This is a genomic window from Variovorax paradoxus (assembly GCF_000834655.1).
GTDB lineage: Bacteria > Pseudomonadota > Gammaproteobacteria > Burkholderiales > Burkholderiaceae_C > Variovorax > Variovorax paradoxus_F.
This window is the reverse complement of record NZ_JXQQ01000043.1, coordinates 56919-77545: the sequence shown is the minus strand read 5'-3', so window position 1 is coordinate 77545 and position 20627 is coordinate 56919. Positions and strand designations below refer to the sequence as shown.

The window sequence follows — 20627 nt, the reverse complement described above, 5'->3', positions numbered from 1 at the left end:
CCGACACCCCTCCATGACCCCGCTGCTGCTCATTGCCCCACTGCCTCCGGCCGACGCCGCGGGTGAGTACGACTGGGCCCAGGCCGGCGACGACGGCATTGCCTTGCGCAACCAGGGCCGTGCGTTGCTGGCACTCCTGCCTTCGGGCAGCGAAGTCACGCTGGGCATTCCTTCGGCGGCGCTGTCGTGGCACCGCGTCACGCTGCCCAAGGGCAGCATGGGCAGCGCATCGAAGCTGCGCCTCGTGCTCGACGGCCTGCTCGAAGAACACCTGCTCGACGACCCCGAGGCGCTGCACTTCGCGCTGGAGCCCGATGCCAAGGCCGGTGGGCCGGTGTGGGTAGCCGCCTGCAACCGCATCTGGCTGCGCAGCGTCGTGCAGGGGCTCGAAGCAGCCGGCCGCCGCGTCGTGCGCATCGTTCCCGAATTCGCACCGCTGCCGGCCGATGGCCCGCCGCTGCTGCAGATCACCGGCGAACCCGAGGCACCGCAGCTGACCGTGTGCGATGCCGATGGCGTCGTCTCGCTGCCGCTGGCCGGCGCAGGTCTCGCGCTCTCGGGCAGCCTGCCGCTGGACACCGCCGTCATCACCACCGAGCCCGCGGTCGCCGAGGCCGCCGAGCACCTGCTGGAGCGACGCGTGCCGATCGTGCAGGCGCCGCAGCGCTGGCTCAACGCCGCGCGCACGCCGTGGGAGCTCGCGCAGTTCGATCTCGCCGCCACGGGCCGCGCGCGCGCCGGCAAGAAATTCGCCTCGGTGGTGCAGACCCTGCGCTATGCGCCCGAATGGCGTGCCGCGCGCTGGGGCGTCGTCGTGCTGCTGCTGACCCAGCTCATCGGCCTCAATGCCTGGGCCTGGAAAGAGCGCAACGCGCTCGAGTCCAAGCGGCAGGCCGCCAAGGTCATCCTCACGCAGACCTTTCCCTCGGTGAAGATCGTGGTCGACCCGCAACTGCAGATGACGCGCGAAGTCGCGGCGCTTCAGCAGGCCGTGGGTGACGTGGCCGCGACCGATTTCGAACCGATGGTCGGCGCACTCGCCACCAACCTCCCGCCCGGCCGCACGCCTTCGGCCGTCGACTACAGCGGCGGCCAGCTGCGCCTGCGCGGCCTCGGCTTGCAGCCCTCGGAGGTCTCGCAGATCACCGGCGCGATGGCGCCGCGCGGCTACAACGTGCGCACCGAGGGCGACCTGCTGCTCGTGCAGGCCGAGGCCACCCGATGAACTTCAGCGAACAACTCAAGGCCCGTTGGGCCGCCCTTGCAACGCGCGAGCGCCAGATGGTCGGCGCGGCCATCGCGCTGGTGGCCCTGGCCTTGCTTTGGTGGATTGCGCTCGCTCCCGCGTTGCGCACGCTGGCCGCGGCACCGGCCGAACACGCGCAGCTCGATGCGCAACTGCAGCAGATGGCCACATTGCAGAACCGCGCGAAAGCGCTGCAATCGCAACCCCGGCTCGCCCGCGACGAAGCGCTGCGATCGCTGGAGACTTCGGTGCGCGAAGGCCTGGGCGTCAACAACGCGCAGCTCATGACGGCCGGTGGCGACGGCGCCACCATCACGCTGCGCGCCACGCCCGCCAGCACCGTCGCGCAGTGGCTCGCCCAGGCGCGAGGCAATGCCCATGCGGTCCCGCGCGAAGTGCACTTGACGCGCGCGCCCGCCGCCACGCCGGTACCAGGCAGCAAGGACGCCCCGCTGCTCCCGCAAGTCCGCTGGGAGGGCACGGTCGTGATGGCGCTGCCCGCCCCCCGATGAACAGCCTTGCATGGTGACGCGCGCCCCTCTTTCCGCTCTTTCCGAGCCCAAGCCGCGGCGCGGCTGGCGCTGGGCGCTCCTTGGCATCGCGATCGGCGCGGTGCTCGCGGTGGTGCTTTTCGCACCCGCGCGCTGGCTCGCCTCGGCGCTGTCGAGCTGGAGCCAGGGCCGGCTGCTGCTGGTCAACCCGCGCGGCACCGTCTGGAACGGCGCGGCGGCCGTGGTGTTCGCCAGCGGCTCCGGCAGCGCGCAGGCCATCTCGCTGCCGGGACTCCTGCACTGGCGCCTGCGGCCGAGCTTCAGCGGCATCTTCGCTTCGCTCGATCTGCCCTGCTGCGCTCCCCGCCCGCTCGAACTCAAGGCCAGCCCGCGCGGCAACGGCGTCAAGGTCGACTGGCAGGACGGCCGCTCGCGCTGGCCCGCCACGATGCTCACGGGCCTGGGCGCGCCGTGGAACACGCTCAAGCTCGACGGCGCGCTCGACATCTCCACCAAGGCGTTCTCGCTGCAGTGGGACGGCCCGGTGCTGCGCATCGCGGGCCAGGCCACGCTCGACGCCACCGATGTTTCGTCCAGCCTGTCGACGCTCAAGCCGATGGGCAGCTACCGGCTCTCGCTCGAAGGCGGCAACAGCCCCACGCTGCTCCTGAGCACGCGCGAAGGCAGCCTGCAGCTGAACGGCAGCGGCAGCTGGAGCGGCACCGCCTTCCGCTTCAACGGCGAAGCCAGTGCCGCGGCCGGCCGCGAAGACGCTCTTTCCAATTTGTTGAACATCATCGGACGACGCGACAACGCGCGTTCGATCATCACCCTGGGTTGACCATGATGAAGCCACTGTCCTCGCCTGGCGCACGCCTGGGCATCGTCGCACTCGCGGCGCGCCTGCTGATCGCGGCGTCCTTCCTGCAGGTGCTGCCGCCTGCCTTCGCGCAGGGCGACGCGCCGCGCCGCGGCGAGCCGATCACGCTCAACTTCTCCAATGCCGACATCGAGGCCGTGGCCCGCACCATGGCGGTGGTCACCGGGCGCGACGTGGTGGTCGATCCGCGCGTGAAGGGCACGATGAACCTGGTCACCGACCGGGCCATCCAGCCGGCCGCCGCCTTCAACCAGTTCGCCTCGGCGCTGCGCCTGCAGGGCTTTGCGGTGGTGGAGGCCGACGGCCTCTACAAGGTGGTGCCCGAGGCCGACGCCAAGCTGCAGAGCAGCACGGTCAACACCTCGATCGGCGCCACCGCTTCGTCGGGCAGCAACCAGATCGTCACGCAGATCTTCCGGCTCAACTACGAGTCGCCCAACAGCCTGCTGCCGGTGCTGCGTCCGCTGATTCCGCCGAACAACACCATCAACGTGAACCCGGGCAACAACTCGCTCGTGATCACCGACTACGCCGACAACATGCGCCGGCTCGCGCGCATCATCGCGGCGCTCGACGTGCCCAATGCATCGGACATCGAGATCATCCCGCTCAAGCACTCGGTGGCGAGCGACCTGCTGCCGCTCGTGCAGCGGCTGGTCGACGGCAGCGGCTCGGGCGCGGCGCCCGGTGCTGCGCCGGGCGCGGTCGATGCGTCGTTCCGCACCACGCTCCTGGCCGATCCGCGCAGCAACGCACTGATCCTGCGCGCCGCCAACCCGGCGCGCGCGCAACTGGTTCGCACGCTGGTCGAGAAGCTCGATCGTCCGCCCGTGGAAAGCAGCAACGGCCTGGCGGGCAACATCTACGTGGTGTATCTGAAGAACGCCGATGCGGTGCGCCTGGCCGCCACGCTGCGCGCCGCAATGGCGGCGAACCAGCAGTCCACGCCGGGCACGCCCGGTGCCGCCGGCGGTGGCGGCACCAGCCCCGCGCCGCAGCAGGCCAGCTTCCAGCAGAACAACCAGAACAGCCTGAGCGGCAGCGGTCAGAGCGGCTCGCCGGCCGCCAACGCGCCGCTGAACAACGCCAACCAGCCCTCGACCGGCGGCCAGATCCAGGCCGACCCGTCGACCAACTCGCTAATCATCACCGCGCCCGAGCCGCAGTACCGGCAGATGCGCGCGGTGATCGACAAGCTCGACGGCCGGCGCGCGCAGGTGATGATCGAGGCGCTGATCGTCGAGGTGAGCGCGAACAAGGCCGCGAACTTCGGTGTCCAGTGGCAGAGCGCGTTGGGCAACAACGCGGTCATCGGCACCAACTCCAGCCTCAACAAGATGAACATCCTGGCGCTGACCCAGGCGCTGGCCACGCGCAATGCCGCGGGCCTGGCGGGCTCGATCCAGCCGGGGCTGAACCTGGGCATCGCCGGCAAGATCGGCGGCCAGTACATCCTGGGCGCGATCGCCAACTTCTTCAACAGCGACGGCGACGCCAACGTGCTCTCCACGCCCAACCTGCTGACACTGGACAACGAAGAAGCCAAGATCATCATCGGCCAGAACGTGCCCTTCCCCACCGGCTCCTACGCCAGCACCTCGGGCTCGGTGGGCGTGAACCCGTTCACCACCGTGGAGCGCAAGGACGTGGGCCTCACGCTGCGCGTGCGACCGACCATCAACGAGAACGGCACGGTGCGGATGACGATCTTCCAGGAGACCTCGACCGTCGACCAGAACTCGCTGAGCAACCCCAACGGACCGACCACCAACAAGCGCTCGATCGAGTCGAGCGTGCTGGTGGAAGACGGCGGCCTGGTCATGCTGGGCGGCCTGCTCTCCGACACCTACAACAACAACATCGAGAAGGTGCCGCTGGCCGGCGACATCCCGGTGCTGGGCAACCTGTTCAAGAACGAGAACCGCACGCGCAACAAGAGCAATCTCATGATGTTCCTGCGCCCCGCGGTGATGCGCGACGGCGCCTCGACCGAGGCCTTCGCCTACGACCGCTACGACGAGATCCGGGGCCAGCAGATCCAGACGCAGCCGAACACCGACAACATCATGCTGCGCGGCGTGGACGCCGCACCCGTGGTGCCCGACCTGTCGCTGCAGCGCTCGAACAACCGCGGAAGCGGCAGCACCCGCATGGAAGGCACGCAGCTCATTCCGCCGCCGCAGCCGCTGGCCGACACCCGCAAGCTCGCGCCGAGCCCGTTGCGCGGCGCCCTGCCTCCCACCGCCGACCCGGTCTCCTCGCGCGAACTGCCTTGATCTCCATGCGCTACCCGCTTCCCTACGCGTTCGCACGCAGCCAGCAACTCCTGCTCGAAGAGGCCGACGACGGCCGCTACACGCTGTGGATGTCGTCGCACCCGGCGCGCAGCGCGGTCGGCGAGGTGGCGCGCAAGTACGGCGTGCAGGCCTTCGAGGTGCTGGCCGATGTGGCGCTGGCGCAGCGCATCAGCGCGGCCTATGCGCAGGGCGAATCGAGCGCCGCCGCGGTGGTGAGCGAAGTGCAGAACGACGCCGACCTCTCGCGCATGATGCAGGAGCTGCCGGCGGTCGAAGACTTGCTGGCGAGCGCGGGCGACGCGCCGATCATCCGCATGCTCAATGCGCTGCTCACGCAGGCCGCGCGCGACGGCGCGAGCGACATCCACATCGAGCCCTACGAGCGCACATCGTCGGTGCGCTTTCGCATCGACGGCACGCTGCGCGAGGTGGTGCAACCCAACCGCGCGCTGCATGCGGCACTGATCTCGCGGTTGAAGATCATGGCCGACCTCGACATCTCCGAAAAGCGGCTGCCGCAGGACGGGCGCATCAGCCTGCGCATCGGCACGCGCGCGGTCGACGTGCGCGTCTCCACGCTGCCGAGCGCGCACGGCGAACGCGCGGTGCTGCGCCTGCTGGACAAGAGCGAATCGAAGCTCACGCTCGAATCGGTCGGCATGCAGGGCGACACGCTGCAGCGCTTCGAAAAACTCATCACGCAGCCGCACGGCATCATCCTGGTGACCGGGCCGACCGGCTCGGGCAAGACCACCACGCTGTATGCGGCGCTGGCCCGCCTGGACGCGAGCCGCAGCAACATCATGACGGTGGAAGACCCGATCGAGTACGAGCTGCCGGGCGTGGGCCAGACGCAGATCAACGCCAAGATCGAACTCACCTTCGCCAAGGCCCTGCGCGCCATCCTGCGGCAAGACCCGGACGTGATCATGATCGGCGAAATCCGCGACTTCGAGACCGCGCAGATCGCCATCCAGGCTTCGCTCACCGGCCACCTGGTGCTCGCGACGCTGCACACCAACGACTCGGTCAGCGCCGTCACGCGTCTGACCGACATGGGTGTCGAGCCCTTCCTCCTGAGCTCGTCGCTGCTGGGCGTGCTCGCGCAGCGCCTCGTGCGCAAGGTCTGCACGAGCTGCGGCGGCGCGGGCTGCGACGTCTGCGGGCAAACGGGTTACCAGGGCCGCACCGGCATCTTCGAATTGCTGGTGGCCGACGAAACCGTGCAGGGCCTCATCCACAGCAAGGCGGCCGAGAGCGAGCTGCTCCAGGCCGGCGCGCGCGGTGGCCTGCGGCTCATGCGCGAAGACGGCGAACGGCTGGTGCAGGCCGGCATCACCTCGCGCGCGGAACTGCTGCGGGTCACGCGCGACTAGCGGCCAGCGCCCCACCTCGCCACACTCGCCATGCCTGCCTATTCCTTCGAAGCCATCGACGCCAGCGGCCAGTCGCGCGAAGGCGTGCTCGAGGCCGACACCGCGCGCAGCGCCCGCAGCCTGCTGCGCGCGCAGGCGCTGATTCCGCTGTCGGTCACGCCGGTCGGCAGCGACCACATCAACGGCACCGGCCAGCGCAGCAACCTCAGCCGCTGGCTGGGCGGCGGCAAGCGCGTCTTCAATTCCACGGGCCTTGCCGTGTGGACCCGGCAGCTCGCGGGCCTCGTCTCGTCGGGCCTGCCGCTCGAACGCGCGCTCACTGCGCTCACCGACGAAGCCGAATCGGAGCCGCAGCGCAACCTCGTCGCCTCGCTGCGCGCCGAGGTCAACGCGGGCTCGCCCTTCGCGCGCGCGCTGTCGGCGCACTCGCGCGAGTTCTCGCCCATCTACACCGCCGTGATCGGCGCCGGCGAGCAGAGCGGCAACCTCGGCCTCGTGCTCGACCGCCTGGCCGACGACCTGGAAGAACGGCAAGCGCTGCAGCAGAAGCTCATCGGCGCGGCGCTGTACCCGGCCATCGTCACGCTGGTGGCGATCGTGATCGTGATCTTTCTCGTGAGCTACGTGGTGCCGCAGGTGGCGCAGGTGTTCGCGGGCACCAAGCGCTCGCTGCCCTTCCTCACCACCGTGATGCTCTCGCTGAGCGCGGGCGTGCGCAACTACGGCTGGTGGATGCTGGGCGGCGTGGTACTCGCAGCCATCGGCATTCGGGTGGCGCTGGCGCAAGAGGCCTTCCGCCTGAAGTTCGATGCCGCCTGGCTCAAGCTGCCGCTGGTCGGCAAGCTCGCGCGCGGCTACAACGCGGCGCGCTTCGCCAGCACGCTCGCGATGCTGGCCACCGCCGGCGTGCCGATCCTGCGCGCGCTGCAGGCCGCGTCCGAAACGCTGGGCAATCGCGCGATGCGTGCCGATGCGCTCGACGCGCTGGTGCTGGTGCGCGAAGGCGCGCCGCTCGCTTCGGCGCTCGCGCAAAAGAAGCGCTTTCCGGGCCTGGTGTCGATGTTCGCGCGCCTGGGCGAGCAGACCGGCACCCTGCCGCTGATGCTGCAGCGCGCGGCCAACCAGCTGGGCGCCGAGGTGCAGCGCCGCGCGATGCACCTGGCGACCATCCTCGAGCCGCTGCTGATCGTGGCGATGGGCGGCGTGGTCATGCTGATCGTGCTGGCCGTGATGCTGCCGATCATCCAGCTCAACCAGTTCGTGAAGTAACCCCGGGAGCCTCGCCGCCATGGCCAATCGGAGCTACCTGTTCGCCAGTCCGTTCGTGCCGGGGCCCGACCCCGAGAAGGACGATCCGCGGCAGGTCAAGGGCATCTCGGAGCGCAACTACGACATTCCGCTGGTCTACCAGCTCCTGGTGTCCGCCGATGTGCAACTGTGCCGCTCGATGATCTGGACCGATCTGGCCGAACCCACAGCGCTCGCGGGCCGCGCCGGCGCGGGCATCGACCGGCTCCAGCGTTTCCTCGGCCGCATCGACCACCCATCCGTCGCGCCGCTGCGCGACCAGGCCCTCGGCTTCCTGAGCCGCCACGCCGACCGCGACGGCTACTTCGTGCTGGAGTGCGCCGAGATCCTCGACATGGGCGACGAGCCGCTGGGCGAGCAAGCCGCGCGTCTGCTGCGCGACGTGCAGCACATCGACGCGGAGATCGAAGCCGCCATCGCCCGGCTCGCCCCGAAGAAAAAGAACTTCTGGGAGCGCATCTTCACACCGTCGCAGCAGAGCATCGAGGCGCCCCTGCGCGAGTTGGGCCTGGGCTACTGGTCGGATACGCTCTACTACTCGCCCAACGCCGCGAACTGAATCACCCCATGCCAGTCACCCTCGAAGACAAACTCGTGGTCGCGATCTCCTCGCGGGCGCTGTTCAACCTCGAGGAAGAGAACCGCATCTTCGAGGCCGGCGACAACGAGGGCTACATGAAGCTGCAGCTGGACCGGCTCGACGTGCCGGCCGCGCCGGGCATCGCCTACTCGCTGATCAGGAAGCTCCTGCGCTTCAACGACGACGGCGTGCAGCGCGTGGAGGTGGTGATCCTCTCGCGCAACGACCCGGTCTCGGGCATGCGCATCTTCAAGTCGAGCGCGGCGGCCGACATCAAACTGCAGCGCGGCGTGTTCACGCAGGGCCGCCCGCCCTTCGGGTACCTGCGGCCGCTGCGCGCGCATCTCTTTCTCTCGGTCAATGCGCAGGACGTGCGCGAAGCACTCGTCGCGGGCTTTCCGGCCGCGCGCGTGCTGGTCGAATCGGTGAAGGCGAGCGACGCCTGGCCCAACGAAGTGCGGATCGCCTTCGACGGCGATGCGGTGCTGTTCTCCGACGAGGCCGAGCGCGTGTTCCAGGCCGAAGGGCTCGACGCCTTCCAGGCGCACGAACTCAGCAAGGCTGAACTGCCGCTGCCCGGGGGCCCGTTCAAGCCGCTGCTGGCCGCGCTGCACCGGCTGCAGATGGCGGGCAACGCGCAGATGCGCATCCGCACCGCGCTGGTCACCGCGCGCAGCGCACCGGCACACGAGCGCGCGATCCGCACGCTCATGAACTGGAACATCCGCGTCGACGAGGCGATGTTCCTCGGCGGCCTGCCCAAGGGCGAGTTCCTGCGCGAGTTCGAGCCCGACTTCTTCTTCGACGACCAGACGGGTCACGTCGATGCGGCCTCGCGGCACGTGCCGGCGGGGCATGTGTCCAGCGGCATCAGCAACGAAGGCTGACTCCCAGGCTTCGCGCACTTCGTGTCGCTTCGCCCCCCCTTGTAGGGGCGATGCCTGCGGCCCGGCAACGCCGGTTCCGCGGCATCTCCGGAACAGGATTCGCCCGCTTTTTTGAGCGCTGATCCGTGCGTCGTCACACGCACGACTTCGCTCTGTCATCGCGCATTCATTGCCGCGTAACGCGCGCTTCTTAGCCTCGCTGTCTGTTCGGTGCGCAGTGCCCTCGTGGCACTTTTTTTTTGCCGCGCCGGCTTCCATCCCTCCGACAGACAGACCCACCGGCTTACTCCGATGCGCCCGATCACACCTTCGCACGCCCCGCTTTCCACGCGCTGGCTCCTGCCCCTCGCCACGTCCATCGTGCTTGCCGCCTGCGGCGGCGGCGGCGGTGGCGGCGGCGGTGCCGCGTTCCCGCTCGTCAACGTGCCGCCCGCCAACAACGGTGGCGGCGGTGGCGGCACCAATCCGCCGGTGTCCGGCACGAACCAGGGCAAGAGCGGCCCCAAGGCGCTCGTCGTGGAGATCGACGGCCTCACGCACGCCGCGTTGCGCGATGCCATCGCACAGAACAAGGTGCCCGCCCTGCAATCGCTGCGCGTGGCACCGGCATGGACCGGCGGCGCCAACGGCACGCCGAGCGAGCAGCGCACCACCGACGGCCCGGGCTGGGCCACGCTGCTCACCGGCACCTGGGTGACGCGCCACGGCGTGCGCTGGGACACGGCCGACCAGCGCATCGATGCGAAGCTCGCGCCCTCGGTCTTCGCGCTCGCCAAGCAGAACAAGGCGGCCGGCTACAAGACCGCGTCCGTCACGGCCAATGCGCTCTATCCGCAGCTCCTGGCCAACGAGAGCGGCACCGTCGACGGCGCCGTCGATTGCGCGGGCGCCGATGCCTGCGTGACCGAGCGCACCGCACAGTTCATCGATGCCGGCTACGACCTCATGGTCGCGCAGTACGGCGCGCCCGCCGCGGCCGTCGGCAACGGCCTGAAGAGCGACGCCTACCAGCGCGCGATCTCCGACACCTCCGCCGCCGTTGGCCAGTTGCTCGCGCGCATCGCCAGGCGCACGGCCAACGATGCGAAGGAGGACTGGCTCGTCATCCTCACGACCGGCCACGGCCTGGATGCCTTCGGCACCGCCACCGGGCTGCAGGCGATCGACAACAAGACCGTCTTCATCGCGAGCAACAAGACGCTGGCCGCACTGCCTGGCACGGGCACGGCCGCGCCGGCCGATGCCACGCTGCTGCAGCTCGCCGCGGCGACCGACATCGCACCGACGGTGCTGCGCCACCTCGGCGCGCTGCCGGCCGCGGAGGCCTACACGTTCAACGGGCAGGCGCTGCAGGCCGCGACGTCGCTGCGCAACCTCACGGCGAAGGCCGGTGCAGACAAGAACAGCATCGAACTCGCGTGGACGCTCTCGGGCGACGGCACCGCGCCAGTGCAGGTGCTGCGCGACGGCAAGCTGGTGGCCACGCTGCCGGCCGGCTCGACCGCGTACAGCGATCCCATCGTGGCCGATGCCGACGGCGTCTACACCTACCAGTACACCGTCGTTGCCGGTGAAGCCAGCGTCGCGCTCGCGGTACAACTGGCCTACGTGAAGCCCGCAACGCTCGCGCCCACGCTGGCGAACGGGCTTGTCAACTACTACCCGCTGGACACGCTGCCGGCCTTGGACCTGAAGAACGCCTCCACGCTCGCGCCCTGGGCGAGCGATGCCAACGGCGGCACGGTGGTCGACGACGGTTTCAAGATCCCCTACAAGGTCAAGGCGCTGCGCGTGGACAGCACGGTGAAGAACGCGAGCGGTTCGGCCGGCTACCGCCTGCTGCAGACCACCGACGTGGCCACCAACCCGGCGGTCACGGCCTACACCCTCGGCTTCTGGGTGCGCACCGACGCGACCTGCAGCCAGGGCGTGAGCAACGGCGCCTCGATGCTGGCCAACAAGAACTACACCACCGGCGCGAACGCGGGCCTGGCCATCGGCCTCTTCGGCAGCTGCGAGATCCGCTTCAACGTGGGCACCGGCAGCGCGCGCGCCGACAGCAACGGCTACGGCCTCACCGCGGGCCAGTGGGCCTACGTGGCGGTCGTGATCGACAAGGCCAACCTCAAGCTCACCGGCTATGTGTTCGATTCGTCGCGCGCCATGCAGACCGGCAGCGCCACGCTCACGAGCGCGTTGGTCGCGCAGCTCGGCGGCCTGAAGAACGGCATCGGCCTGAACGAAGACGGCACCGGCCAGTACTACCAGCGCGAGACCAGCTCGCCGCGCGGCGCGATGGACTTCAACGAGTTCGCGATCTGGAACCGTGCGCTCACCACCGACGAGCTCACCAGCATCTTCAAGTCGGGCCAGCCGCTGATGTTGCTGCCCTGAACCGTCCCCCAATCACCCCCGATAACAAACGACTCGAGAGGATCCCAACCATGCGAATTCCGTTCCTTGCCACGCGCTTCGTGCCCGTGTTCTCCACGCTGGTCGTGGCCTGCGCCCTGTCCGCCTGCGGCGGCGGCAGCGATGGCGGCGGCGGCTTCTTCGGCGGCCTGCCCGGCGCCGGCACGCCGCCCACCACCACCCCGCCCACGACGACCCCGCCCGAAACCGGCGTCGCCCCCGTGAAGAGCTGCGCGCCCTGAGAAAGCACACGCCATGAACCCGAACGACAGCAAGCCCACGAACTCGCGCCGCAAATTCCTGACGAGCACCGCCACCACCGGCGCCGCGGCCCTCGCGCTCTCGGCATTTCCGCCCGCCATTCGCCGCGCGCTGGCCATTCCGGCCAACAACAAGACCGGCACCATCCAGGACGTCGAGCACATCGTGATCCTGATGCAGGAGAACCGCTCGTTCGACCATTACTTCGGCACGCTCATGGGCGTGCGCGGCTTCGGTGACCGCTTCACGATTCCTCTCCCCAAGGGCCTGAACGTGTGGCAGCAGAGCGATGCCACGGGCAAGCCGATCCTGCCGTATCACCTGGACAGCCGCAAAGGCAACGCGCAGCGCGTGAGCGGCACGCCGCACTCGTGGAGCGACGGCCAGAGCGCATGGGACGGCGGGCGCACCTACCAGTGGCCGCGCTACAAGACCAACGCGTCGATGGGCTACTTCAAGGAGACCGAGGTCGCCTTCCAGTTCGCGCTGGCCAACGCCTTCACGCTGTGCGACGACTACCACTGCAGCATGCACACCGGCACCAACTCGAACCGCATGTTCCACTGGACCGGCACCAACGGCCCCGGGGGCCAGCTGGTTGGCGGCGTGGGGGGCGTCGCAGGTGTGGCCACGGTCAACAACGAGTGGGACTCCATCGACAGCTCGGCCACCGGCTACGAATGGAAAACCTACCCCGAGCGCCTGCAGGAAGCCAAGGTCAGCTGGATCGTCTACCAGAACATGCCGGAGAACTTCGGCGACAACCCGCTCGCGGGCTTCAGGCAGTACCGCCTGGCCAACGAGGCCTCGGGCAAGCCGGTGAGCAACGACGCGGCCTCGCCGGTGTACGACCCCGCGAGCGACGACGCGGTCAACCCGCTCTACAAGGGCATCGCCAACACCATGGGCGACGGCGGCTTCCTGGAGCAGTTCCGCCAGGACATCAAGAACGGCAAGCTGCCGCAGGTGTCGTGGATCGTGGCGCCCGCCACCTACTCCGAGCACCCCGGCCCTTCGAGCCCGGTGCAGGGCGGCTGGTACATCCAGGAAACGCTGGACGCGCTCACCGCCGTGCCCGACGTGTGGAGCAAGACCGTTCTGCTCATCAACTTCGACGAGAACGACGGCTACTTCGACCACTACCCGTCGCCCGCCGCGCCGTCGATCAACCCCGACGGCTCGCCTGCCGGCAAGACCACGCTGCCGGAGGCGGACCTCGCGGTCGAGCGTTTCAACCACCCCAAGCCACCGGGCACCAGCAGCCAGCCGGCGCCCGACGGCCGCGTGTACGGACCCGGCGTGCGCGTGCCGATGTACATCGTCTCGCCGTGGAGCAGAGGCGGCTGGGTCAACTCGCAGGCCTTCGACCACACCTCGGTGATCCGCTTCATCGAGACGCGCTTCGGCGTGAAGGAGCCGAACATCTCGCCGTTCCGGCGCGCGGTGTGCGGCGACCTCACGAGCGCCTTCAACTTCGTCACACCCAACACCGAGGCGCTGCCCACGCTCGCGGGCCGCACGACCCGCACTGGCGCCGACAAGACGCGCAGCGACCAGGAGGCCCTTGCGCAGGTGCCGCTGCCGCTGGACCCGCAACTGCCGCGCCAGGCCACCGGCACGCGCCCCTCGCGGGCGCTCCCCTACGAGCTGCACGTGAGCGCGCGCGCCGATTCGGTCGGCGGCAAGATCCAGCTGCTGTTCAAGAACAGCGGCAAGGCTGCCGCGGTGTTCCACGTCTACGACAAGCTGAACCTGGACCGCCTGCCGCGCCGCTTCATGGTGGAGCCCGGCAAGTCGCTGGACGACGCCTGGAGCGCGATGACCGACAACAGCGGCTTCTACGACCTCTGGGTGCTCGGGCCGAACGGCTTTCATCGTCACTTCAAGGGCGACCTCAACGCGCTGCGCACGAGCGGCGCGAATCCCGAGGTGCGCGTGTGCTACGACATCGCCAACGGCAACGTCTACCTGGAGATGCTCAACGCCGGCACGACGCCCGCGAAGTTCACGGTGCGCGCCAAGGCCTACCGCGAAGACGGCCCGTGGGGTGCCACCGTCGCCGGCGGCGCCAAGGCCGAGCAGCTCTGGGTGCTGGCGGGCAGCGGCCAGTGGTACGACTTCGCGGTGACCTGCGATGCCGACCCGGCCTACTACCGCCGCTTTGCGGGCCGCGTGGAAAACGGCAAGCACACGGTGAGCGATCCGGCCATGGGCCTGGCCGACCTGTGAGCGTGACTTCAACCGAAAAACACGGACCGATGAACTCACGCCGCAAATTCCTCACGGGCACCGCCACCACCGGCGCTGCCGCGCTGGCGCTCTCGGCCTTCCCGCCGAGCATCCGCCGCGCCCTGGCCATTCCGGCCAACAACAAGACCGGCACGATCATGGACGTCGAACACGTCGTGATCCTGATGCAGGAAAACCGCTCGTTCGACCACTACTTCGGCACGCTCATGGGCGTGCGCGGTTTCGGTGACCGCTTCACGATTCCTCTCCCCAAGGGCCTGAACGTGTGGCAGCAAAGCGATGCCACCGGCAAGCCGATCCTGCCGTACCACTTCGACAGCCGCACGGGCAACGCCCAGCGCGATGGCGGCACGCCGCACGACTGGAACGACAGCCAGAACGCGTGGGACAACGGCCGCATGTACCAGTGGCCGCGCTACAAGACCAACAAGGCGATGGGGTACCACAAGGAGGCCGAGGTCCCCTTCCAGTACGCGCTGGCCAACGCCTTCACGATCTGCGATGCGTACCACTGCGGCGTGCACACCGGCACGGACGCGAACCGCTCGTTCCACATCACCGGCACCAACGGACCGACAGCCCAGGGCGTGGCGTTCGTGCGCAACGAGTGGGACGCGATCGACGGCCTGCCCGCATCGGCCAACACCGGCTACACGTGGAAGACTTACGCCGAGCGCCTGGAAGACGCGGGCATCAAGTGGATCAGCTACCAGAACATGCCCGACGAATGGGGCGACAACATGCTGGGCGCGTTCCAGCAGTTCCGCCAGGCGAACCTCGCCTCGGGCTTTCCGGTGTCCAGCGGCGGTGCGCCGCAGAAGCCCTACGCGCAGACCGGCCAGGCGCTGCCGTACCACGCCTACGACGCAGCCTCGGACAACGCGAAGAACCCGCTCTACAAGGGCGTGGCCAACACGCTGCCGGGCGCGACGCCCGAGACCTACCTGGACGCCTTCAAGCGCGACATCCGCGAAGGCAAGCTGCCGCAGGTCTCGTGGATGAACGCACCGTCGATCTACTGCGAGCACCCCGGCCCCTCCAGCCCCGTGCAGGGCGCCTGGTTCCTGCAGGAAGTGCTGGACGCGCTCACCGCGGTGCCCGAGGTGTGGAGCAAGACCGTGCTGCTCATCAATTTCGACGAGAACGACGGCTACTTCGACCACGTGCCCTCACCCTCGGCGCCTTCGCCCAATGGCGACGGCACCTACGCCGGCAAGACCACGCTGCCCGATGCGGACCTGGGCGTCGAATACTTCACGCATCCGGCACCGGCCGGCAGCACCGGCCAGCCCAAGCCCGACGGCCGCGTCTACGGCCCGGGCCCGCGCGTGCCGCTGTACGTGATCTCGCCGTGGAGCCGCGGCGGATGGGTCAGCTCGCAGGCCTTCGACCACACCTCGGTGCTGCGTTTTCTGGAGACGCGCTTCGGCGTGAAGGAGCCCAACATCTCGCCGTTCCGGCGCGCGGTGTGCGGCGACCTCACGAGCGCCTTCAACTTCGCCACGCCCAACAGCGAGGCGCTGCCCACGCTCACCGGCCGCACGACGAAGGCCGATGCCGACAAGCTGCGCAGCGACCAGCAGGCGTTGCCGCAGGTGCCGCTGCCGCTCGACCCGCAGCTGCCGCGCCAGTTCACCGGCACGCGGCCTTCGCGCGCGCTGCCTTACGAGCTGCATGCGAGCGCGAAGGCCGACACGATCGGCGGCAAGGTGCAGCTGCTGTTCTCCAACACCGGCAAGGCGGCTGCGGTGTTCCATGTCTACGACAAGCTCAATCTCGATCGCCTGCCGCGCCGCTACATGGTGGAGCCCGGCAAGACGCTGGACGACGCATGGGCGGCGATGACCGACAACAGCGGCTTCTACGACCTGTGGGTGCTCGGGCCGAACGGCTTTCACCGCCACTTCAAGGGCGACCTCAATCGCCTGCGCGCGGGCGATGCCGCGTTGCCCGAAGTGCGCGTGTGCTACGACATCGCGAACGGCAACGTCTACCTGAGCATGCGCAACGACGGCAAGAACCCTTGCAAGTTCACCGTGCGCGCGAAGGCCTACCGCAACGACGGGCCGTGGACCGCGACGGTCAACGGCGGTGCGACCACCGACCAGCACTGGGAGCTCGCAGCGAGTGGCCAGTGGTACGACTTCGCGGTGACGTGCGATGCCGATGCCGGCTACTACCGCCGCTTCGCGGGGCGCGTGGAAACCGGCAGGCACACGGTGAGCGATCCGGCGATGGGGATGGCCGATCTCTGACCGTCTGTTTGAGGAGTGCCGGGGTGGGCGCACAGGCCACCGGGTACTCCCCTCCGCGAATGTCCCCCGGGCTTGCCCTCCTCCTTGATTTCGCTGCGGGGAGCACCCGATGCCCTGCGCACTGGGGCACGCTGCTGGTGTGCGGCCGATCAACGACTGCTCTGAAGCGCTCGCGCTGGCGGTGGGCTCTGTTTCGCGAAATCAAGGAGGAGGCGAAGCCGGGGGACATTCGCGAAACAGGGCCCACCGTCGGCGCGAGTGCGCCCCGAATGCATAGCAACGGCGGTTGCGCGTTGCGCACGCTTACACCTCGCCACCTCCGGTTCATGGCGATGTCACGAGCACTTTTTAGCCTCGAGTCCAGCGGCCTCCACGACCTGCGTGAAGTGCCCGCACAACAACTCCAAGAGGATCTCCTTCGATGCAACTTCTTTCTTATTCCGCGCGGCTTGCAACCGCATTGATCGCGGCCTGCGTGCTCAGCGCCTGCGGTGGCGGCAGCGACGGCGGTGGTGGTTTCTTCGGCGGCCTGCCCGGCGCCGGCACGCCTCCCACGACCACCCCGCCCGTCACGACGCCGCCCGATACCGGCGTCAAGCCCGACATGCGCTGCGCGCCCTGATCGCACGATGAGCAACACCAAGAACAACACTAAGAACAACTCCATGACCTCACGCCGCAAATTCCTCACGGGCACCGCCACCACCGGTGCCGCCGCCCTCGCGCTCTCGGCCTTCCCGCCGAGCATCCGCCGCGCACTCGCGATTCCCGCCAACAACAAGACCGGCACGATCATGGACGTCGAGCACGTCGTGATCCTGATGCAGGAAAACCGCTCGTTCGACCACTACTTCGGCACGCTCAAGGGCGTGCGCGGCTTCGGCGATCGCATGACCATTCCGCTGCCCAACGGCCTTGCCGTGTGGCAGCAACTGGACGACACCGGCAAGCAGGTGGTGCCCTACCACCTCGATGCGACCAAGGGCAACGCGCAGCGCGTGAGCAGCACGCCGCACACCTGGGTCGACTCGCACAACGCATGGGACGGCGGCCGCCTCTACCAATGGCCGCGGTACAAGAAGGTGAGCAACAAGGCGCCCTTCACGCAATCGATGGGCTACCTGTCGGAGGCCGAGCTGCCGTTCCAGTTCGCGCTGGCCAACGCCTTCACGATCTGCGACGACTACCACTGCGCGATGCACACCGGCACGCATGCGAACCGCTCGTTCCACTGGACCGGCACCAATGGCCCCAACAGTTCGGCCGGCGGCAACCAGGCCTACGTGAACAACGTCAACCCGTGGAGCTCCACCGGTCCCTCGACCGAGGGCTACGAGTGGAAGACCTATGCGGAGCGCCTGCAGGAAGCCAACGTCAGCTGGATCGTCTACCAGAACATTCCGAACAACTACGGCTGCAATCCGCTGCTGGGTTTCAAGCCGTACCGCAAGGCGAACGAAACTTCGAGCAAGCCGGTGAGCACCTCGCTGCCGCAGGGCGCATCGCCCGCCTACGCGCCCGGCGACGATGCCGGCAACCCGCTCTACAAGGGCACGGCCAACACGCTGCCGGTGGCCGACCAGGCCGCCTTCGATGCGGGCGCGATCTTCGATGCGTTCCGTGCCGATGTGAAGGCCGGCCGCCTGCCGCAGGTCTCGTGGGTCATTCCGCCGGACGTGTACTCGGAGCACCCCGGCCCGTCGAGCCCGGTGCAGGGCGCCTGGTACATCCAGGAGGTGCTGGACGCGCTCACCGCGGTGCCCGAGGTGTGGAGCAAGACGGTGTTCATCGTCAACTTCGACGAGAACGACGGCTACTTCGACCACGTGCCCTCGGCCTCCGCGCCCTCGCCGATTCCCTCGGCCGACCCGAGCGTGAAGATCTTCGCCGGCAAGACCACGCTGCCCGACGCGGACCTGAGCTACGAGTACTTCACCCACCCCAAGCCCCCGGGCATGACCGCCTCGCAGCCCACGCCCGACGGCAACGTCTACGGCCCCGGCATGCGCGTGCCGATGTACGTGCTCTCGCCGTGGAGCCGCGGCGGCTGGGTCAACTCGCAGACCTTCGACCACACCTCGGTGCTGCGTTTCCTCGAGGCGCGATTCGGCGTGAAGGAAACCAACATCAGCCCGTTCCGCCGCGCGGTGAACGGCGACCTCACGAGCGCCTTCAACTTCGCCACGCCGAACGAAGAGGCGCTGCCCACGCTCGCGGGCCGCCGCAGCAAGGCCGAGGCGGACCAGGTGCGCGCCGCGCAGGACGCGCTGCCCCAGGTCACGCCGCCGGGCGACGGCAAGCTGCCCGTGCAGGCCACCGGCACGCGGCCGTCGCGCGCGCTGCCCTACGAGCTGCATGCGAGCGCCAAGGCCGACACCATCGGCGGCAAGGTGCAACTGCTGTTCGCGAACACCGGCAAGGCGGCCGCCGTGTTCCACGTGTACGACAAGCTCAACCTCGATCGCCTGCCGCGCCGCTACATGGTGGAAGCGGGCAAGTCGCTCGACGACACCTGGGCTGCGGCGGCCGACAACGCCGGCAAGTACGACCTGTGGGTGCTCGGGCCGAACGGCTTTCACCGGCACTTCCAGGGAGACCTCAACGCGGTGCGCGCGGGCGATGCGGCGGTGCCGGAGGTGCGCGTGTGCTACGACATCGCCAACGGCAACGTCTACCTGAGCATGCGCAACGACGGCAAGAACGCTTGCAAGTTCACCGTCCGCGCGAAGGCCTACCGCGGCGACGGCCCGTGGACCGCGACCGTCAACGGCGGCGCCACGACCGACCAGCACTGGGAGCTCGCGGCGAGCGGGCAGTGGTACGACTTCGCCGTGACGTGCGATGCCGACCCGGCCTACTACCGACGCTTCGCGGGCCGCGTCGAAACCGGCAAGCACACGGTGAGCGATCCGGCGATGGGCATGCCCGACCTCTGAGTCCGGCGCGCAAAATGCCGGCATGCTGATCCTTCGACATGCCGACATCCTGGTCACCATGGACGCCCAACGGCGCGAGATCGCCGACGGCGCCGTGGTGACAGACGGGCCCGCAGTGGCCTGGGCCGGGCCCACTGCCGAGCTGCCCACCGCCTGCCTCGACGCGTTGCGCAACGGCCAGGCCGAGGCCATCGACATGCAGGGCCATGTGGTGATGCCGGGCCTGGTCAACACGCACCATCACATGTACCAGAGCCTCACGCGTGCCGTGCCCGAGGCGCAGGACGCGGAGCTTTTCGGCTGGCTCACGAACCTGTATCTGCTGTGGGCGCGGCTCACGCCCGAGATGATCCGCGTCTCGACGCAGACCGCGATGGCCGAGCTGATGCGCTCGGGCTGCACCACCACCAGCGACCATCTCTATCTTTTTCCGAACGGCTCGAGGCTCGACGATTCGATCGAGGCGGCCGATGCGATGGGCATGCGCTTCCATGCCGCGCGCGGCAGCATGAGCGTGGGCCGCAGCGCCGGAGGCCTGCCGCCCGACGAGGTGGTGGAAACCGAGGAGGCGATATTGCGCGACAGCGAGCGCCTCATCGGCCGCTGGCACGACGCCTCGCGCCATTCGATGCGCCGCATCGTGCTTGCGCCCTGCTCGCCGTTCTCGGTCTCGCGCGACCTCATGCGGCTGTCGGCCGAGCTTGCGCGCGAGCGCGGCGTGTCGCTGCACACGCACCTGGCCGAGAACGACAACGACGTCGCCTATTCGCGCGAGAAGTTCGGCATGACGCCGGCCGAGTACGCCGAGGACCTGGGCTGGGTCGGCCGCGACGTGTGGCATGCGCACTGCGTGAAGCTCGACGAAGCGGGCATCGCGCTCTTCGGGCGCACCGGCACGGGCGTGGCGCACTGCCCGTGCTCGAACATGCGCCTGGCCTCAGGCATCGCGCCCATCGGGGCGATGCGGCGCGCGGGCGTGCCCGTGGGCCTGGGCGTGGATGGAAGCGCATCGAACGACGGCGCGCACATGCTCGGCGAAGCGCGCCAGGCCATGCTGCTGCAGCGCGTGGGCTACGGCCCCGCGGCGATGACGGCGCGCGAGGCGCTGGAGATCGCGACGCTCGGTGGTGCGCGCGTGCTGGGGCGCGACGACATCGGCGCGCTCGCGCCGGGCATGTCAGCGGACATCGTGGCCTTCGACATGCGCGGCGTGGCGCACGCGGGGGCGTGGCACGACCCGGTGGCGGCGCTGGTGTTCTGCACGCCGGGGGATGTTTCGCTGAGCGTGATCAACGGGCAGGTCCGCATTCGCGATGGACGCTTCACGGCGTTGGAGCTGGCGCCGCTGCTGGCAAGGCATCGAGCGCTGGCGCGAACGCTCTACGAAGGCGCGCGGCATCCGCACACGGCGCAGCGATGAGGGAAATCCGGTTCAAGCGAGCCGCTTG

Annotated in this window: 15 protein-coding genes; all 15 read left to right on the top strand. The window is 69.0% G+C overall.

Going from position 1 to position 20627, the window contains the following annotated elements; genetic code table 11:
- Nucleotides 1-13: 13 nt before the first annotated feature.
- The 15 genes from gspL to RT97_RS18295 all read left to right on the top strand — a co-directional run bounded on the left by gspL (nucleotide 14) and on the right by RT97_RS18295 (nucleotide 20599).
- Nucleotides 14-1225 carry a type II secretion system protein GspL gene (gspL, locus tag RT97_RS18365; RefSeq protein ID WP_042580241.1) on the top strand — a complete coding sequence of 404 codons (1212 nt, stop codon included), beginning with the start codon at nucleotides 14-16 and terminating at the stop codon, nucleotides 1223-1225.
- On the top strand, nucleotides 1222-1758 hold the full coding sequence (gene gspM, locus RT97_RS18360; RefSeq protein WP_042580240.1) for a type II secretion system protein GspM: 537 nt from the start codon (nucleotides 1222-1224) through the stop codon (nucleotides 1756-1758). The genes gspL and gspM overlap by 4 nt, the downstream gene beginning before the upstream one ends.
- A gap of 10 nt (nucleotides 1759-1768) precedes the next feature.
- Nucleotides 1769-2578 (top strand): type II secretion system protein N, encoded by an 810-nt coding sequence (gspN, locus tag RT97_RS18355; protein ID WP_042580239.1) that lies wholly within the window; start codon nucleotides 1769-1771, stop codon nucleotides 2576-2578.
- A gap of 2 nt (nucleotides 2579-2580) precedes the next feature.
- A complete protein-coding gene (gspD, locus tag RT97_RS18350) occupies nucleotides 2581-4893 on the top strand; it encodes a type II secretion system secretin GspD (protein ID WP_042580238.1) in 2313 nt (770 codons plus the stop codon).
- A 5-nt stretch (nucleotides 4894-4898) separates the two neighbouring features.
- Nucleotides 4899-6290 carry a GspE/PulE family protein gene (locus RT97_RS18345; RefSeq protein WP_042580237.1) on the top strand — a complete coding sequence of 464 codons (1392 nt, stop codon included), beginning with the start codon at nucleotides 4899-4901 and terminating at the stop codon, nucleotides 6288-6290.
- 30 nt (nucleotides 6291-6320) lie between these two features.
- The gene (gspF, locus tag RT97_RS18340) at nucleotides 6321-7559 is read left to right on the top strand and encodes a type II secretion system inner membrane protein GspF (protein WP_042580236.1); all 1239 of its coding nucleotides are present in this window, start codon (nucleotides 6321-6323) and stop codon (nucleotides 7557-7559) included.
- A gap of 19 nt (nucleotides 7560-7578) precedes the next feature.
- Nucleotides 7579-8157, top strand: coding sequence for a DUF7822 domain-containing protein (locus RT97_RS18335; protein WP_042580235.1), 579 nt, complete (start codon nucleotides 7579-7581; stop codon nucleotides 8155-8157).
- Nucleotides 8158-8165: 8 nt separating this feature from the next.
- The gene (locus RT97_RS18330; RefSeq protein ID WP_013539615.1) at nucleotides 8166-9065 is read left to right on the top strand and encodes a 5'-nucleotidase; all 900 of its coding nucleotides are present in this window, start codon (nucleotides 8166-8168) and stop codon (nucleotides 9063-9065) included.
- A 291-nt stretch (nucleotides 9066-9356) separates the two neighbouring features.
- Nucleotides 9357-11459 carry a LamG-like jellyroll fold domain-containing protein gene (locus RT97_RS18325; RefSeq protein WP_042580234.1) on the top strand — a complete coding sequence of 701 codons (2103 nt, stop codon included), beginning with the start codon at nucleotides 9357-9359 and terminating at the stop codon, nucleotides 11457-11459.
- A 50-nt stretch (nucleotides 11460-11509) separates the two neighbouring features.
- Nucleotides 11510-11719: a hypothetical protein gene (locus RT97_RS18320; RefSeq protein ID WP_042580233.1), complete on the top strand. Its 210-nt coding sequence runs from the start codon at nucleotides 11510-11512 to the stop codon at nucleotides 11717-11719.
- A 13-nt stretch (nucleotides 11720-11732) separates the two neighbouring features.
- Nucleotides 11733-13967 (top strand): phosphocholine-specific phospholipase C, encoded by a 2235-nt coding sequence (locus tag RT97_RS18315; protein WP_042580232.1) that lies wholly within the window; start codon nucleotides 11733-11735, stop codon nucleotides 13965-13967.
- Between the two features lie 29 nt (nucleotides 13968-13996).
- On the top strand, nucleotides 13997-16243 hold the full coding sequence (locus RT97_RS18310; protein ID WP_042580231.1) for a phosphocholine-specific phospholipase C: 2247 nt from the start codon (nucleotides 13997-13999) through the stop codon (nucleotides 16241-16243).
- A 421-nt stretch (nucleotides 16244-16664) separates the two neighbouring features.
- Entirely contained in the window at nucleotides 16665-16865 is a 201-nt protein-coding gene (locus RT97_RS18305) for a hypothetical protein (RefSeq protein ID WP_042580230.1), read from the top strand.
- Nucleotides 16866-16908: 43 nt separating this feature from the next.
- Complete coding sequence (locus tag RT97_RS18300; RefSeq protein WP_042580255.1) at nucleotides 16909-19179, top strand: phosphocholine-specific phospholipase C; 2271 nt, start codon at nucleotides 16909-16911, stop codon at nucleotides 19177-19179.
- 22 nt (nucleotides 19180-19201) lie between these two features.
- A complete protein-coding gene (locus RT97_RS18295; protein ID WP_042580229.1) occupies nucleotides 19202-20599 on the top strand; it encodes an 8-oxoguanine deaminase in 1398 nt (465 codons plus the stop codon).
- Nucleotides 20600-20627: the final 28 nt, after the last annotated feature.

What these genes read in the sequence shown, in the direction of transcription:
- gspL (WP_042580241.1), top strand. Translation starts at nt 14, where the DNA reads ATGACCCCGCTGCTGCTCATTGCCCCACTGCCTCCGGCCGACGCCGCG.
- gspM (WP_042580240.1), top strand. Translation starts at nt 1,222, where the DNA reads ATGAACTTCAGCGAACAACTCAAGGCCCGTTGGGCCGCCCTTGCAACG.
- gspN (WP_042580239.1), top strand. Translation starts at nt 1,769, where the DNA reads ATGGTGACGCGCGCCCCTCTTTCCGCTCTTTCCGAGCCCAAGCCGCGG.
- gspD (WP_042580238.1), top strand. Translation starts at nt 2,581, where the DNA reads ATGATGAAGCCACTGTCCTCGCCTGGCGCACGCCTGGGCATCGTCGCA.
- RT97_RS18345 (WP_042580237.1), top strand. Translation starts at nt 4,899, where the DNA reads ATGCGCTACCCGCTTCCCTACGCGTTCGCACGCAGCCAGCAACTCCTG.
- gspF (WP_042580236.1), top strand. Translation starts at nt 6,321, where the DNA reads ATGCCTGCCTATTCCTTCGAAGCCATCGACGCCAGCGGCCAGTCGCGC.
- RT97_RS18335 (WP_042580235.1), top strand. Translation starts at nt 7,579, where the DNA reads ATGGCCAATCGGAGCTACCTGTTCGCCAGTCCGTTCGTGCCGGGGCCC.
- RT97_RS18330 (WP_013539615.1), top strand. Translation starts at nt 8,166, where the DNA reads ATGCCAGTCACCCTCGAAGACAAACTCGTGGTCGCGATCTCCTCGCGG.
- RT97_RS18325 (WP_042580234.1), top strand. Translation starts at nt 9,357, where the DNA reads ATGCGCCCGATCACACCTTCGCACGCCCCGCTTTCCACGCGCTGGCTC.
- RT97_RS18320 (WP_042580233.1), top strand. Translation starts at nt 11,510, where the DNA reads ATGCGAATTCCGTTCCTTGCCACGCGCTTCGTGCCCGTGTTCTCCACG.
- RT97_RS18315 (WP_042580232.1), top strand. Translation starts at nt 11,733, where the DNA reads ATGAACCCGAACGACAGCAAGCCCACGAACTCGCGCCGCAAATTCCTG.
- RT97_RS18310 (WP_042580231.1), top strand. Translation starts at nt 13,997, where the DNA reads ATGAACTCACGCCGCAAATTCCTCACGGGCACCGCCACCACCGGCGCT.
- RT97_RS18305 (WP_042580230.1), top strand. Translation starts at nt 16,665, where the DNA reads ATGCAACTTCTTTCTTATTCCGCGCGGCTTGCAACCGCATTGATCGCG.
- RT97_RS18300 (WP_042580255.1), top strand. Translation starts at nt 16,909, where the DNA reads ATGACCTCACGCCGCAAATTCCTCACGGGCACCGCCACCACCGGTGCC.
- RT97_RS18295 (WP_042580229.1), top strand. Translation starts at nt 19,202, where the DNA reads ATGCTGATCCTTCGACATGCCGACATCCTGGTCACCATGGACGCCCAA.